Genomic DNA, 15,766 nt, shown 5'->3' with positions numbered 1-15,766 from the left:
GATGTATTGTAAACGTTAAGTTGGACAATAACCTGAAATTTGTAATATGAAACAGATATCAAACTTCGGGATTTTTACACTACTATTTGTTAGTAGTTTAACCATAATGGTAGGTACAGTTATTGCTCCTTCTTTATCAGGTATTGCACAACATAAAAATTTAGATTTTTCACCTAGTTGGTTAATTACTTTACCCTCACTAGGTGTTGTTCTTTTTGCACCAATAATAGGACGATTATTACCTAAACTAGGTACAATTAAACTTTTAAGTTTAGGACTTATACCATATGCAGTATTAGGTTTTATTGGTGTGTTTATTACCAATAATTATATATTAATATTAGATCGTATTTTACTTGGTGCAGCAACTGTTGCTATACAAGTATCAGTTACAGCATACATTGCAGATTTCTTTACTGGAGAAGCTAGAATAAAAATGATAGCTTGGCAAGGCATGTCTATAGAGTTAGGAGGTGTGGTGTTTTTAGCAATTGGTGGAGTATTAGGTCAAATACATTGGCAATTTCCTTTTTATATTTATTTAGTAGCTGTTATTTGCTTGTTTTTGGTTGTTAAAACATTGCCGAAAGCTAAATTGAAATCACAGAATATAACAAAGGATACAATCATAAATAAAAGTAACACAAGACAAGTAAACTTAATATTTATAGCGTCACTTTTAGCTATGATGTTATTTTTTGTTGGTTTTGTAACCTTACCATTATACTTGCCTAATACTTTTGGTTTTACAGAGTCAGAAACAGGATATTTAATGGCTTTTATATCTTTAATAGCTATTGTTACAGCAAGCCAAATGCCAAAAATGGTAAATACCTTTGGAGATAGCAAAACAGTAACTATTGGTTTTGTTTTCTTTATGTTAGGTTATTTAGTGCTATCTACAACATTTATTCTATCGTTTTTGGTGTTGGCAGCTACTTTTATTGGTGTTGGTTTTGGATTCACAATTCCGTTATTAAACCATATGATGTTAGAGGCAAGTACTTTAAAAACTCAAGGTAAAAATCTAGGACTTTTTTCAATGGGTGTTTTTGGAGGACAATTTTTATCTACATTTATAGAGTATGTTTCTAGTAATTATATTGCAATCTATGCAATTTCAGCAGGATTAGCTGTAATAATAGGTAGTGTTTTATTTATTCTTTTTCAAAAAAATCTAAGTATTAAATATGAAAAAAATCTTCTTACTTTTGAAGTAGACTTTAAAAGTAAATGAAGGTAGAGCAGTGGAATAGTAAAATTATAATTATTGAACAATTTGAAAGTAACAATCAATTACTATCAGATACTTCAATGGGAATTTACTTTGAATTTGAAGGCAATAACCAGATGATCATTCATTTTAAACCTCTAAACGAAGTGTTTAAACATGAAGTTTTTACGACATCTGAAGGTGTTCTGATAAATTTTGAACGTGATTTAATAGATGAAGATGATATAGAATATGCTTTAGATGTCATGTCACTGTTTAATAAATATCCTAAGTTTATTTTAAACAAATTAGTAGAAATAAAGCAAATACAAAATATTATAGGTTTACTTAAAACTGAATATAATAATAAAGAAGCCTCTTATATAATGTTTAAAACAGTTTTGAAGGTCTTAATTTTACATTTAATAAGATATCAAAACAATCAGTTTCTAGATCAAGATTTAAAGCAAAAAAGAGTGTTTCAGTTTTTAGAACTTATGGAAGCAGAGTTCTTAAATCAAACTAAAACCCTATACTATGCTAATCAAATTGGAATAAGCTCTAAAAGATTAAATCAAATTTTAAAAGAAAAATTAAATCTTACAGCTAAGCAAATCATACAACAACGTCAAGTAACTGAAGCAAAAGAAGACTTATTAAAAGCGAAATAACGACTAAAGAATTAGCTTTTTTACTGGACTTTGATTCGGTTAGTAGTTTTTCTAGGTTTTTTAAAAAAATGTTGGTGTTAATCCAACCATTTTCAAAATAGATTATAAAAAAATATCCCGTAAAATTTTACGGGATATTTTTTTATAAAATAATAGAGGTTACTCTACTTCTACAGGGAAAGTAGCCATAATATCTGTTTCTCCACCAGCATTAGTAGCATCTCCATCACTTACACCTTCAGCAGACTTGTTTGGTAAGTGTTGTAACTGTATTGTAATGTTTCCTGTTGAGGCAACATCAGCAGTTGTTAAAGTAAATTCTAATCCTAATGGATTTCCGTCACCATCAAAATCTGAATAAGCAAATGTTGCAACATCATCTGATGCTGTGTAAAAAAATTGGTGCTCATCATCCTCTTCTTCAATTTCTTCATTAATTGATTCAGCAGGACTTTCTGTTTCATTTAATAACTCTAAGCTTACATCATAAGTTGTACCAACTGCTAAAGGAGAAGATACTGTAATTACCGCATCATCTGGACCATCACCATCCATATCTTGAGATACAAAAGTAATTTCTGTTCCTCCACCAACAGGAGTTAATGTTGCTGTTAAAGTTGTAATCACTTCCTCTTCGTTTACAGGTACTGGGTTGTCTGTAGCATCATCGTCGTTAGAACATGATACAAATGCAATAGCTGCTAATACGATAAGTGATAATTGTTTTAAATTTTTCATTGTTTGTGATTTGTGTTAATAGTTTAATTTTAATTGTAACATAATATTTCTTCCTAGATCATCAGCAAAATATCTTGATCTATTCAGGTTTTCTCGGTAATCTGTATTAAATATATTAGTAATATTAAGACCAACATTTAAATTGGTTTTTTCAGATATATTTAATGTTATATTACTTTGTAAGTGTAATAAATGATAGGTTGGAGGTGTAGTACTTACATCTACCAATACCATTTCATCAATCGTAGGGTTATAAACTTCAAAATTATTGTTTGGATAATTGTTCTGTCTAAAAACCAATTCGCTTTGTAATTCGGTATTTAAATTCAACCATTTTTTATTAGTATATCCAATACTATTTACGGTTTTTGTTGAAGGCATATCAATTAAAGCATCATTTCTAGTTAAATCTTTTCCTTTAATAAAAGACGATTTATTATTTATATACCATTGGTCATTAAAGCTATAATTAGCAGTTAGATCCAATCCATATAAACTAGCATTGGTTTGATTATAACTCCAAACCGGAAACGCACCACGTATGGTTTGTGTTGTTCCTGTTGGCTCTATAAAAATATAATCGCTTATGTGATTATAAAATGCTTCAATGTTTAATGTCAATGCTTCCTTTTTATAGTTATACGAACCAGAGACACGATTGGATGTTTCTTGCTTAATACGTAAATCTCCTAACTCAATTCTTGCTGCAGAGTGATGTAAACCATCACTAAATAGTTCAGATGGATTAGGAGCTCTATTTGATAAACCGTAATTAAAAATAAAATTACTATCGTCATCTAATTGATAAGATATACCTGCAGAAGCAGATACATTATGGTAATTTAACACAGGATTTACTAGTAATTGCGTGCCTAAATCATCTATAACAAGATCTGGAAAATCTATATCATAACCTAAATTTTCCCAACTACTTGTTCTATAGAATTTTTTAGCATCAATTTGATTAAAGTCATAACGTAAGCCAAAATCTAAATTAATATCATTATTTAGTCTTAAAGACGAAATAACATAAGTACCTAAATCATATTTATCATAATCAGGTATTAAACGTCTGACACCAGTTGTTGGATCTGCAAAATTATTCTGAAAACTTGCATTTACACCAAATTGGTAGGTCACATTGCTTTTAGAATCTAATTTTACATTAGTTTTTAAAGTATGCGTTTTTAATGTTAAATCTACTGAAGGCTTATCTTTATCGTCTCCAACACGAATATCATATTCATAGCGATGATTGTTTTGATAGTCGTACTGAATGTCAACACGTCCAAATTTTTTAAAACGTTTATAAAATTCGGTTTTAAAGACTTGATGCGTTACTTCTTGTTTTGGAGCGTTAATATCATAGCTAAAATCGTCAGTAACTAAAGGTTCAGGACTATTTATAGCATTTACTAAATCGTTAACGTTTCCTATGTGTGATGCTCTTAAAATACCTATTTCGTTATTTAAATAACTATAATAAATATTAAACCCTTTTTCAAAAGTTTTAAAACCACCATTTACAGAATATCCCTTAGTGTTTAAACCTGTATTGGTTAAGCTATAATCAGGTGCTTCAAAATCACCAAAACGTTTTATTGAAGCTTGAGCACCTAAATACCAACCTTTTTTATACGTTTTAGTTAATGAAGAGTTTAGATTATAACCTCTACCATTACTATGACCAGTAATAATTGTTTTACCGTAAAGCGAGTCTTTTAAACTAATTTTTGAAGGCTTAACTACAATTACTCCACCAATAGCGTCTCCACCATAGGCTAAAGCATTTGCGCCTTTAATAACATTAATACTTCCTGCTGTATTTAAATCAATGTTTGGTGCATGCTCAATTCCCCATTCTTGGTCTTGAAGCCTAACACCATTAGTCATAACAATAATTCTGCTACTATGTAATCCATTAATAACAGGTTTTACTATCGTACTACCTGTATTAATAGAAGATACACCACTAACTTGTTTTAAAGCATCACCTAAATTAAGCGAGCTAAAACGGTCAATAGTTTCGGTTTTTAGAATCGTTTCTTGAGTTGTTTTAGTTAATTTGGATGTGTTGACACCTTTAACTTCAACTTCACTTAACGCTTCAATATGATGTTCTAGATTTATTTCTAAATAGGTGTCACCATTAATAGTTACGTCCATTTTTTTGGTTTCGCAAGCTAAATGAGAAACCTCTATATTAATGAGGTCATTACATAGGTTATTAATAGAAAACTGTCCGTTAACATCAGTAGTAGTATACTTGTTAAGCTTTTCAATAAAAATAGTAGCATTTATTATTGGCGTACCATCATGAAAATCATGCACTTCTCCAGAAAATGTAGAACTGCAATTTTGACTTTGTACAAAACTGAAAACAGAGAAGCACAAAATCGATATAAAATATTTCATTGTAAAAAAATTAGTTTAAAAAACACTTATTTTAAACCACAAAAGGAGGTCCTCGAAGAGAGTAGGATAATTGCTGATAATTAAACTGAAAGTTATAATATGTATCGTTAATTTTAGAGTAGTTGTCTTCGATTATTAAATCGAAATTCTCTAAAAGTGTATAATATTGTGTATTGAGTTTAAATTTGAAAAATTCGCACTCTAAATCAATTTCATGCATATGATTAGTTGAATAATCTGTACACACTTCGTGCTTATGATCTTCAAAAACATGCGTAAACTTAACCACAGAGGGAAGCATTACAGCTAAAAGTAAGACTATAGCTGCACATTTAAGTATAATATGCTGTTCTTGTGGGTTGTTTTTCAATTAATCTACAAATTTTCCTAATCCAAATCGTCTAATCATTTTCTTTTCAAACTCCCAAAAGAATTTATGTTGACCAGCTAACCAGCCAAAGCAAACCAATAAGATTTGATAAAAAATAAGGCCAATGATAATATATAATATCCAATAGACGAAAACATTTAAGTTTTCTTTAGTAATTCCAATCCACTTAATTATTGGTCGTCCAATAAATACAGACGAACTTCCTGTAGCAGCAAATACCATAAAAATGCGAATCATTTCCCATTTATAATCTACTTTCCATTTGTTTTCTAGTTTTTTAAAAAGAAATAAAATAAATTTTAATAAACCAAAAGTAATCACAATTGTACAGATGATAACTAACAACAAATTACTGCTAATTAATAAATTAGCTAATTTGTAGCTAGAGTAGGCTAGGGCTAAAAAACCTAAAATAGGGAATAATAGTTGCCAATTTTGTTGGATTTCCCAACGTGTTTTAAATGTATTCATTTCAATTTTTGTCGTTGCAAATATATTGAAAAGCCTTTAATTAAGAGGAATCCGACCACCTAAAAGATTTTGTTTGTATCGATTTTGAAAGTAAACAAAGTAGTTATACAGCTTATAGTTAACTTCATAGCCATAATTTATATTGGATTGATAGTCTATATTTAATTCGTAAAGACTTGGACTAAAGCGTTGTGGTTGTCTTACACGACTATTCCACTCATTAACATAAAATAAGTTTTTATTTTCTAAGTATTGCTGCGAGTAATACCCTTCAGGTTGGGCTATACTGTTTAACCAAGCATTAAAACCAGGTTCTATAATTATTATATCATACTCAGTATCTTGACTTGAAAGTGTAATAGTATCTCCAACTTGTGCTGGACCTTTATCTGTATTAGTTATGTTTTTTGGCGAACCACAACTAAAAGCTATTAGTATGATAGTTAATATAAATAGTGCATTTTTCATAACAAGATGTTTTTATTAAAAATACAAAATAATTAAACTTGTATCAAATAAAAAAGCCAAACATAAGTTTGGCTTTTAAATATATACTTTACAATTTGGATTTTATTTTCCGAAAAGTCCACCTAGTAAACCTCCAAGTCCACCTTTTTTAGAACCTCCTAAAACCATTCCTGCTACATCGTCAATTACACTACCATCACCATCTGCATCTAATATTTTTTCTAAAAAGCTTTGTTCATTTTTAGTTTCGCTACCACCAAGTAATCCACCTAATAATCCACTTAATCCGTTTGTAGAACTTACATTACTTTGCGAGGCTTGTTTACCTAAAACACCCATTAAAATAGGAGCTGCAACTTTTAATATATTTCCAACAGCACCAGATTCTAATCCAGATTTTTGACCAATAACTTGCTCAACACCATTTCTTTTAGTTCCTAATACGTGACCTAAAATTTTATCACCATCATTTACTACCTCTTCATTTACTCCACCTCCAAAAAGGTCTCTTAAATTATCTAATATTCCACCATCATGTTTTCCTTTAATTGCTCCTAATAATCCTTCTGCACCTTCTGGTGTTGAAGCATTACGTTCCATTGCCTTCATTAATACAGGTAAAGCCATAGTTAATACGCTTCCTGTTTTATCTTGATCAGTACCTGTTGATCCTGAAACACCACTGATAATTGTTTTTCCTAAATCTGAGTTTAGTAAGTCTAAAATTCCTGCCATTTTATAAAAAGTTTAATAGGTTATTTATTTGATATTTTAAAATTACAAAAAAAGCCACATTTTAACAATGTGACTTTTAATATATTAAACACTTTACAAAACATCGATAAAAATAATGATTTATCCGTTTAAAAGTATATTTTTAATTTGTGTAGCTAACTCTGTTCCAATTCTATCTTGCGCTTCATTGGTTGCTGCACCAATGTGAGGTGTTAAAGATATTCTACCATTCATTAATAATTGTACTGCAGGAGTAGGCTCGTTTTGAAAAGTATCTAAACCAGCAAAAGCTAATTTACCACTTTCTAAAGCGTTAACTAATTCTACTTCATTAACAACACCACCTCTTGCTGCATTTATAATAGCAGATCCATCTTTCATGTTGTCAAATTGAGCTTTATCAATTATGTAGTCTTCTTGTGCAGGTACATGTAATGTTACAAAATCCGATTGCTTTAAAACCTCATCCATAGATTGTGTTTTAATATTGAAACTTACAGATTGACCATCAAAAAAGTCTACTTTAACATCTGCAGCTTCAATAAATTTATCTGCAGCTATAACTTTCATTCCAACACCTAAACCAATTTTGGCAACTTCTTGTCCAATACGTCCAAATCCAACAACACCAAGTGTTTTTCCTCTTAATTCAACACCTTTTGCATAGTTTTTCTTTAGTTTTTTAAACTGAGAATCGCCATCTAAAGGCATGTTTCTGTTAGCGTCATGTAAAAATCTTACACCACCATAAAGGTGAGCAAATACTAATTCTGCTACAGATTGTGATGAAGCTGCAGGAGTATTGATGACGTGTAATCCTTTTTCTCTAGCATATTCAACATCTATATTATCCATACCAACACCACCACGACCAATGATTTTCAATTCTGGACAAGCATCAATCAAGTCTTTTCTTACTGTTGTTGCACTTCTAACTAGAAGTACAGTAATATTTTTCTCGTTGATGTAGTTAATTAATTGTTCTTGAGCAACGGTTGTTGTACTGACTTCAAATCCTGCTGCTTCTAATGCATCAATTCCGCTTTGTGATACACCATCGTTTGCTAATACTTTCATTTTTTTAAGGTTTAAAGCTAAAATGTTTAATATTTAGCTTTAGTTAATTTATTTTAAATATTACAGTTTTTAAAACTGTTAATTATGCTTTACTTTCTAGTTCACTCATAACTTCAACAAGTACTTTTACACTATCTAAAGACAATGCGTTATACATGCTTGCTCTGTATCCTCCAACACTTCTGTGACCATTTAAACCATTAATTCCTGCTTCTTTCCACATGGTGTCAAACGTATCTTTTAAATCGTCATTGGTTAATGTAAAGGTTGCATTCATGTCAGAACGGTCTTCTTTAGCAGCAAACCCTTTAAATAATGGGTTTAAATCAATTTCAGAATACATTAAACGAGATTTTTTCTCGTTTTCTTTCTCGATAGCAGCAATTCCACCTAAATCTTTTAACCATTGTAAGGTTAACATTGATGTGTATACAGCAAAAACAGGAGGAGTATTAAACATACTACTTTTGTCAATGTGTACTTTATAATCTAACATTGATGGAATTTTACGAGAAACTTTTCCTAAAATGTCCTCTTTAACAACCACTAAAGTTGTACCAGCTGGTCCCATGTTTTTTTGTGCTCCAGCATAAATTAAATCAAATTGAGAGAAGTCTAATGTACGTGAAAAAATATCACTACTCATATCACAAACTAATGGAATAGGAGATTTAGGAAAGTTTTTAATTTGTGTACCAAATATGGTGTTGTTTGATGTTAAATGAAAATAATCATGATCTTCAGGTATATCAAACCCTTTTGGTATATAATTAAAATTTGCTGATTTAGATGAGGCAACTTCTGTTATGTCATCAAATATTTTTGCTTCTTTTATAGCTTTATCAGACCAAGTTCCTGTATTTAAATAAGCAGCTTTTTTTCTAGTAAATTTTGAGCTACCATTAAAAACTGTGTACTAGCTCCACCTTGTAAAAACAATGCTTTATATCCTTTACCTTCTAAACCTAATAACTCTAAAGCTAAGGCTCTTGCTTGCTCCATAACATCAACAAAAGCCTTGCTTCTGTGGGATATTTCAATTAAAGATAAACCGTTGTCAAAATCTAATAAAGCTTGTGATGCTTTTTGTAATACTTCTTGTGGTAAAACGCATGGTCCTGCGCTAAAATTATGTCTTTGCATGGTTACAAATTTTGTTTCTGTTTAACAGAAATTATGTTTTATTTTTTTACAATTAACAAAGGTGATAATTATTGTATTAATTTAAGTTAAGAATATAATAATTTATTAACTAGATTTTTAATAAAAACGTAATGGTATCTACATCATCTGCATAATCTGAAAGTTCAGGTTTTTGAGTTTTTCCAAACGGAATTTCATTTTCATCAAAACCACTAGCTACGATACATTGTATTAGGTCTTTGTCAGTTTTAATTTTTTGCTGTAAAGCTTCAGTTGAATCATAAAATTCATAAAAAACAGTAGCAATTGGTGATGCGTAACTTTGGTCTTCTTTAATCATTAAAAAACCATTTTCCAACATGTCAAATTCACTCATTAAGTATACAGCCTTATTATAGTCATAATTATTAGCGTATTTGGCTTCGTTAATAATTGGATTCCATTTGTACATGGCTTCAAAAAACGCATCAAAATTATAATTTTTTGGCACAAATAGTTTTGATACGTTTCGGCATCCTAAACCATAATATCTAAAAATGTCTTCAGATAATAAGTCTAATTGTTCTTTGGTTTCTTGACCTGTTAATATTGCTGTCGAATTTCTGTTTTTTCTTATTATTGATGGTTTGTCTTTAAAATAGTAGTCAAAATAACGTGCTGTGTTATTGCTTCCTGTTGCAATAACAGCATCGTAATTTTCTAATTTATCTTCAGTAAACCTGATGTTTCCTTTTAATTCTGGAGCTACAGTTTCTAAATACTTAGCTAAAAAGGGTAGTAGATGTTTGTCATTAGAGGACTGCTTGACTAATACATTATGACCTGTTATTAAAACACTTAAAAAGTCATGAAAGCCAACCATAGGAATATTTCCAGCCATAATAATAGCAACAGTTTTTGGTTGTATATCGCTAAAATTATAATCTTTAGTCCATTGTTTAAGGTTGTCTTCAGATAATTGTTTACTCCAACCATCTAATGCAAATTGAATGTTTTTTTGTGTAAACCAACCGTTATACTCGTTGGCTAATTTGATTTGATGTTTAAAACCATCAAAAAATAAATCGTTATGTGGAATGGTTTCATTTTTAGTAATTCCTTCTGAAGAAAATTGACTAATAAACTGACCTAATTTTACAAAAGCTTCTAATATGTAATCTTTGTTGCTCATTATTATTTGTATAACACCTTTTTTGGCTTTATTTTTGTACCACAAAGTTAAGTAAACCAAAAAGAAAAATTACAATATGGCTATTATTATAACAGATGAATGTATTAATTGTGGAGCTTGTGAGCCTGAATGCCCTAATACTGCAATTTACGAAGGTGCTGACGATTGGAGATATAAAGATGGAACAAGTCTTGACGGAAGTTTAGTATTGCCTAACGGAAAGGAAGTTGATGCAGATGAAGCACAAGAACCAATAAGTGATGAGATATATTATATTGTACCTGACAAATGTACAGAGTGTGTAGGTTTTCATGAAGAACCACAATGTGCTGCGGTTTGTCCTGTAGATTGTTGTGTGCCTGATGACGACAATGTTGAAACTGAAGATGTGCTGTTAGGAAAACAAAAGTTTATGCATCCAAATGGATAGATTATAAAACCTGAGCTTTAGCTCAATACTTTATATTATAATTAAAAAAGCAACTCAAATTTGAGTTGCTTTTTTGGTTTTAATAAGAGGGTCAGATTTTTTAAAACTTATAATTTAAAGATAAATTAAACATTGTTCCAAGTTGACTAAAATGGTAACCATCATAAGTCATTTGCGAGTAACGTTGGTTAAATGTAATTAAATTAGATTGGTTTTTTGTAGCTGCAGGATCTGCTAAAATAGCATCACCAGCTGCATTTTCTGCTTTAAATTCCCACTCAGGTAACACATTTAATAGGTTATTAATGTTTAACGACAGTGTTAGTTTTTCTGAAGCATTATAATTAATACCTAAATCTGTAACTATCTTAGGTATAAATTCTGTTCGTAAATCATTACTCATACCTTGTTGTTTAAAAGTGGTTTTACCAAAGTAGGTGTTGTTAAGTGAGAAACCAAATTTGTTAATGTCATAATTAGCACCTAAAATCCATTTAGATTTTGGTCTAGAAGTGAAAAACAAGGCTTCTTGCGTGGCGTTTACAACAGACTGTCCTGCATTTGCGACTAGAGCGATGTCTTTAACATCACCGTCTCTTTCGTTTTGAATTGTATAGTTACCAGATAAGTTTAAATCTAAGTCACCTTCGCCAATACCTATATTTTTTTTGCTTAATACTAGATCTATTCCTGAGGTGCGTGTGTCTATTGCATTAGAGAAAAAACTAACATCACTTAAATTATTATCTCTTAAAATATCATCTAAGGGAGTTGTTCCTATGTTGTTTCCATCATCATCAAACTCTGTTCCTGTTATTTCAGAACCTAGTATTATCCTGTCGTCAACTGAAATATTATAATAGTCTACAGTAAAAGTTAAGTTGTTGGCTAATTTACCACCAAAACCAATTGTAAAGTTATTAGATGTTTCAGCATCTAATTCTGGTATACCTAATAGCTTTGCTTGAGTGGAAACATTATTAATTAAACCTCCAACTTGTATTCCTTGACCAGGTATAAAACTGTATTGTGCTTTTTGTGTATATATTTGGTGTAATGTTGGTGCTCTAAATCCTGAAGAAATAGAAGCTCTTGCAGTTAGATTGTCAGTTAATTTGTATCGTGTACTTAATTTATAAACAAAAGTATTACCAAAATCAGAGTAATTTTCAGTTCTTATAGTTCCGCTTAATAAAAAAGCATCACTAACATCATAGTCTAAAGAGAAATATCCACCAATATTATAGCGGTTAAATTTTCCTGAATTTTCAGGACTATTTCCAGCAAACGAATCTGCACCACCACCATCATAAGATGCTAATTCCCCTTCAATAATTTCAAAGGTTTCATTTCTAAATTCAGCACCAAAACCAACACTAACTTTATCAGATAGCACTCTAGAGATATCTATATTACCAACATTATGGGTAAATTTAGTTCCTCCTGGATCAAAAGATTGTTGACTATTTTCTCTGTAAAGTTCAGTTGGCTCAAATTCACCTGTGTCAGGGTTGTAGGTAGGTGAAAATACAGCATTTCTGTTATGGGATTGACTAACGGTATAGGTTTGTGTGTTTCCTCCAGTTGTATAACTCAAATCAACATTCCAATCGTTAATTTTAGTTTTAATTCCAATAGTACCATTGTAGTCGTTTAGTAATCCTTCAAAAGTAGGTGCGTACCCATCATACCCTCCAGGAGTATTAGGATTGTTGCCAGGAAAAAAATCATCTAAATAAGAGAAGTAGTCAACACCATCAACATCATCAGGGTTAAAAGCTTGGGCACGTCTCCAGTATGGCGTTCTGTTATTTGCAAAACTATTCACCTTTTTATAGACGTAAGCAGCATTCATGTATAATTCTGTATTGTCACTTAGGTCAAATCCACCGTTTATTAAAAATTTAGAAGCTGCATTTTCAGGAGATCCATTAATATTATCTGCATCAGGATTACGTGAAAGGTATTCATTTACAGAGGCTAATCCAATAGTGTTTCCTGTAATGATATTTGTTGCATTTGGTAATGGGTTTCCATCAGAATCGTTTGGGTTAACATATACAAAATCATTAAATTCTCCTTCAGCATCAACCGTTCCTGGTCTATTGGCTAAGTTAGTTTTAGAAAAATCAATAGTATAATTTATAAAACCTTTATTATCGCCAATTGTAGATCCATTATTGACTGCAATACCAATCATTTCTCCATCACCTTCACTTGTTATTCCACTTCTTAAGGTAGCAGAACCAAAGTTTGCGTTGTCTTTAAGTATTATATTCATTACACCAGCAATAGCATCAGATCCATACTGTGCAGACGCACCATCACGAAGTATTTCTACACGTTTAATAGCATCAGTTGGTATTGCAGAAATATCTGCACCAGTTTCTCCACGACCAGGAGAAGTTTGTGTGTATAATAAAGCACTTAAGTTTTTACGTTTCCCGTTAATTAAAATTAATGTTCTACTTGGTCCCATGTTTCTAATTTCATAAGGATCCAATAAGGATGTAGCATCATTAACAGGAGTTTGTACAGTATTGAATGAGGGGATTCTGTACTGTAGGGCCTTATCAAAAGTAGGTTGTCCAGTAGAAGTTAATTCTTTTACTCCAACAACATCAATAGGTAATGCACTATTAACATTACTTCTTGGTGCTGTTCTGGATCCAACCAATACAACTTCGTCTAAAGCTTCTCCGCTTGTTAATGTAACATTAAAGTTGGTTGCGTTGTCCACTTTTAGTTCTTTAGTTTCATAGCCAACATAGCTAAACACTAACACAGCTCCATTAGAAACATTAAGTGTGTAATTACCATCAAAATCCGTTGTGGTTCCGTTTGACGTCCCTTTTTCGACAACATTAACGGTTGGTATTCCGTAGCCATTAATGTCTGTCACTGTTCCGGTAACACCAGTTTGTGCGTGTGCAAATGCTACAGTAAATAGTAGCAAAAACATAATTTTCAATTTTTTAATCATTTAAATGAAATTTTGGTTAATTACTGCTAATTTATGTTAAAATTACTACAATACGAATTATTATTATTCTAAATTTAATACAAAACATATTGATAATGTATGTTTTAAGTTAAATTATTATATAAAATTAAATTTATTTTTGAATTTATTTAATTCTTGTTAAGTGAGAAATAGTTAATGATATAGTACTATATTTGCATCCTTAATTTGTGATAAATTTTTAGTAAATGAAAGCAGGAATTGTAGGATTGCCTAACGTTGGTAAATCAACCTTATTTAATTGTTTGTCTAATGCAAAAGCGCAAAGTGCAAACTTTCCGTTTTGTACTATAGAGCCAAACATTGGAGTCGTTAACGTACCAGATCCAAGATTAGAAAAATTAGAAAGCTTAGTTAATCCAGAGCGTGTATTACCAGCAACTGTTGAGATTGTAGATATTGCAGGATTAGTTAAAGGTGCTAGTAAAGGAGAAGGTTTAGGAAATCAGTTTTTAGCTAATATTAGAGAAACTGACGCCATCTTACATGTTTTACGTTGTTTTGATAATGACAATATCGTACATGTTGATGGTAATGTAAATCCAATTAGAGATAAGGAAACTATTGACATGGAGTTACAGCTAAAAGATTTAGAAACTGTAGATAAAAAATTAGATAAAGTAAAGCGTGCTGCTAAAACGGGAAATAAAGAAGCTCAAGCAGAAGAAGCTGTTTTACTTAAGATAAAAGAAGCTTTAGAAGCAGGAATATCTGTTAGGGCTGTCGAATTTTCAGAAGAAGATTATAAAGATTACGTAAAACCGTCTCAATTAATTACCGACAAACCAGTAATGTATGTTTGTAATGTAGACGAAGGAAGTGCGGTTTCGGGTAATCAATATGTAGATTTGGTTAAAGAAGCTGTTAAAGATGAAAACGCTGAAGTGTTAGTGTTAGCTGTTGGAACAGAAGCAGATATTAACGAGTTAGATGATTACGAAGAGCGTCAAATGTTTCTTGCGGATATAGGTTTGGAAGAGCCAGGAGCAGCTAAATTAATTAGATCAGCTTATAAATTATTAAACCAACAAACGTATTTTACTGCTGGTGTTAAAGAGGTTAGGGCATGGACCGTAAATGTTGGTGCTACAGGTCCTCAAGCAGCAGGAGTCATTCACACAGATTTTGAAAAAGGTTTTATTCGTGCTGAAGTTATTGGTTACGATGATTATGTAGAGTTTGGAAGTGAAGCTAAGGTTAAAGAAGCTGGTAAGATGCGTGTTGAAGGTAAAAATTATATAGTTAAAGATGGAGATGTAATGCATTTCTTATTTAACGTGTAAATAAATTATTACAACAACATTTAAACGCCATAATGATGTTAGTCATTATGGCGTTTTTGTATATATTTACATCATGCCATTAATAACACTTAAAACTATAATTGATGCGGATATCAAAACGTGTTTTGATTTATCAAGAAATATAGATTTTCATACTGAATCACTAAAACATTCAAAAGAAAAAGCTATTACTGGTAAAACATCTGGCTTAATTGAACTAGGAGAAACTGTAACATGGGAAGCGTTTCATTTTGGTGTTAAACAACAACTAACATCAAGAATAACACAATTTAATTCACCTAATTATTTTGTTGACGAAATGGTTTCAGGAGCGTTTAAAAGTTTTAAGCATGAACATATTTTTTCTGTTCAAAATAATAAAACAATAATGGTAGATAAATTTTATTTTAAATCTCCTTTTGGAGTTTTGGGTAAAATTGCAAATGTTTTATTTTTAAAAAAATACATCACCAATTTGCTTAATACAAGAAATAAAAGTTTAAAATTCAAGGTAGAAACACTTAAGAAATGAGATTTT

14 protein-coding genes and 1 pseudogene are annotated in these 15,766 nt (G+C 30.9%); 5 read left to right on the top strand and 10 right to left on the bottom strand.

The window, feature by feature from the left end:
- The first annotated feature begins 46 nt into the window (after positions 1-46).
- Both AC0L4B_RS13045 and AC0L4B_RS13040 read left to right on the top strand, forming a co-directional pair.
- Entirely contained in the window at positions 47-1,237 is a 1,191-nt protein-coding gene (locus AC0L4B_RS13045; protein WP_473437301.1) for an MFS transporter, read from the top strand.
- Positions 1,234-1,884 (top strand): helix-turn-helix domain-containing protein, encoded by a 651-nt coding sequence (locus AC0L4B_RS13040; protein ID WP_473437300.1) that lies wholly within the window; start codon positions 1,234-1,236, stop codon positions 1,882-1,884. Before AC0L4B_RS13045 ends, AC0L4B_RS13040 begins: the two co-directional genes overlap by 4 nt.
- A gap of 159 nt (positions 1,885-2,043) precedes the next feature.
- Here the strand turns inward: AC0L4B_RS13040 and AC0L4B_RS13035 are convergent, their stop codons facing one another.
- From AC0L4B_RS13035 to AC0L4B_RS12995, 9 genes and pseudogenes are all read right to left on the bottom strand, one after another.
- Complete coding sequence (locus AC0L4B_RS13035) at positions 2,044-2,622, bottom strand: type 1 periplasmic binding fold superfamily protein (RefSeq protein WP_473437299.1); 579 nt, start codon at positions 2,620-2,622, stop codon at positions 2,044-2,046.
- Between the two features lie 15 nt (positions 2,623-2,637).
- Positions 2,638-5,037, bottom strand: coding sequence for a TonB-dependent receptor (locus tag AC0L4B_RS13030; protein ID WP_473437298.1), 2,400 nt, complete (start codon positions 5,035-5,037; stop codon positions 2,638-2,640).
- A gap of 31 nt (positions 5,038-5,068) precedes the next feature.
- Positions 5,069-5,407: a hypothetical protein gene (locus tag AC0L4B_RS13025; RefSeq protein WP_473437297.1), complete on the bottom strand. Its 339-nt coding sequence runs from the start codon at positions 5,405-5,407 to the stop codon at positions 5,069-5,071.
- Complete coding sequence (locus AC0L4B_RS13020; protein WP_473437296.1) at positions 5,408-5,899, bottom strand: DUF6787 family protein; 492 nt, start codon at positions 5,897-5,899, stop codon at positions 5,408-5,410.
- 36 nt (positions 5,900-5,935) lie between these two features.
- Positions 5,936-6,367: a DUF6146 family protein gene (locus AC0L4B_RS13015; protein ID WP_473437295.1), complete on the bottom strand. Its 432-nt coding sequence runs from the start codon at positions 6,365-6,367 to the stop codon at positions 5,936-5,938.
- Between the two features lie 102 nt (positions 6,368-6,469).
- Entirely contained in the window at positions 6,470-7,102 is a 633-nt protein-coding gene (locus tag AC0L4B_RS13010) for a DUF937 domain-containing protein (RefSeq protein WP_473437294.1), read from the bottom strand.
- A gap of 120 nt (positions 7,103-7,222) precedes the next feature.
- Positions 7,223-8,179, bottom strand: a complete 957-nt coding sequence (locus AC0L4B_RS13005; RefSeq protein ID WP_054850928.1) for a D-2-hydroxyacid dehydrogenase — start codon at positions 8,177-8,179, stop codon at positions 7,223-7,225.
- 82 nt (positions 8,180-8,261) lie between these two features.
- A pseudogene (gene serC, locus AC0L4B_RS13000) lies at positions 8,262-9,322 on the bottom strand (3-phosphoserine/phosphohydroxythreonine transaminase).
- Positions 9,323-9,431: 109 nt separating this feature from the next.
- Entirely contained in the window at positions 9,432-10,493 is a 1,062-nt protein-coding gene (locus AC0L4B_RS12995) for an acyl-CoA reductase (protein ID WP_473437293.1), read from the bottom strand.
- Positions 10,494-10,569: 76 nt separating this feature from the next.
- On the opposite strand from AC0L4B_RS12995, the gene AC0L4B_RS12990 reads away from it, so the two are divergent.
- The gene (locus AC0L4B_RS12990) at positions 10,570-10,923 is read left to right on the top strand and encodes a 4Fe-4S dicluster domain-containing protein (protein WP_473437292.1); all 354 of its coding nucleotides are present in this window, start codon (positions 10,570-10,572) and stop codon (positions 10,921-10,923) included.
- Between the two features lie 100 nt (positions 10,924-11,023).
- Here AC0L4B_RS12990 and AC0L4B_RS12985 read toward each other — a convergent pair whose 3' ends face one another.
- On the bottom strand, positions 11,024-13,906 hold the full coding sequence (locus tag AC0L4B_RS12985) for a TonB-dependent receptor (RefSeq protein WP_473437291.1): 2,883 nt from the start codon (positions 13,904-13,906) through the stop codon (positions 11,024-11,026).
- A gap of 227 nt (positions 13,907-14,133) precedes the next feature.
- Here AC0L4B_RS12985 and ychF point away from each other — a divergent pair, with 227 nt between their 5' ends.
- Both ychF and AC0L4B_RS12975 read left to right on the top strand, forming a co-directional pair.
- Complete coding sequence (gene ychF / locus AC0L4B_RS12980) at positions 14,134-15,228, top strand: redox-regulated ATPase YchF (RefSeq protein ID WP_473437290.1); 1,095 nt, start codon at positions 14,134-14,136, stop codon at positions 15,226-15,228.
- A 73-nt stretch (positions 15,229-15,301) separates the two neighbouring features.
- Entirely contained in the window at positions 15,302-15,760 is a 459-nt protein-coding gene (locus tag AC0L4B_RS12975) for an SRPBCC family protein (protein ID WP_473437289.1), read from the top strand.
- The last annotated feature ends 6 nt before the right edge of the window (positions 15,761-15,766 follow it).

It is taken from the genome of Olleya sp. NP1-10, from assembly GCF_055804415.1.
The sequence above is the reverse complement of the archived record's forward strand: the minus strand, read 5'-3'. Positions and strand labels throughout refer to the sequence as shown.

Coding starts and splice junctions, on each gene's coding strand:
- AC0L4B_RS13015 (WP_473437295.1), bottom strand. CDS start 6,367: ATGAAAAATGCACTATTTATATTAACTATCATACTAATAGCTTTTAGT.
- AC0L4B_RS13035 (WP_473437299.1), bottom strand. CDS start 2,622: ATGAAAAATTTAAAACAATTATCACTTATCGTATTAGCAGCTATTGCA.
- AC0L4B_RS13045 (WP_473437301.1), top strand. CDS start 47: ATGAAACAGATATCAAACTTCGGGATTTTTACACTACTATTTGTTAGT.
- AC0L4B_RS13010 (WP_473437294.1), bottom strand. CDS start 7,102: ATGGCAGGAATTTTAGACTTACTAAACTCAGATTTAGGAAAAACAATT.
- AC0L4B_RS12975 (WP_473437289.1), top strand. CDS start 15,302: ATGCCATTAATAACACTTAAAACTATAATTGATGCGGATATCAAAACG.
- ychF (WP_473437290.1), top strand. CDS start 14,134: ATGAAAGCAGGAATTGTAGGATTGCCTAACGTTGGTAAATCAACCTTA.
- AC0L4B_RS13030 (WP_473437298.1), bottom strand. CDS start 5,037: ATGAAATATTTTATATCGATTTTGTGCTTCTCTGTTTTCAGTTTTGTA.
- AC0L4B_RS12990 (WP_473437292.1), top strand. CDS start 10,570: ATGGCTATTATTATAACAGATGAATGTATTAATTGTGGAGCTTGTGAG.
- AC0L4B_RS12995 (WP_473437293.1), bottom strand. CDS start 10,493: ATGAGCAACAAAGATTACATATTAGAAGCTTTTGTAAAATTAGGTCAG.
- AC0L4B_RS13040 (WP_473437300.1), top strand. CDS start 1,234: ATGAAGGTAGAGCAGTGGAATAGTAAAATTATAATTATTGAACAATTT.
- AC0L4B_RS12985 (WP_473437291.1), bottom strand. CDS start 13,906: ATGATTAAAAAATTGAAAATTATGTTTTTGCTACTATTTACTGTAGCA.
- AC0L4B_RS13005 (WP_054850928.1), bottom strand. CDS start 8,179: ATGAAAGTATTAGCAAACGATGGTGTATCACAAAGCGGAATTGATGCA.
- AC0L4B_RS13020 (WP_473437296.1), bottom strand. CDS start 5,899: ATGAATACATTTAAAACACGTTGGGAAATCCAACAAAATTGGCAACTA.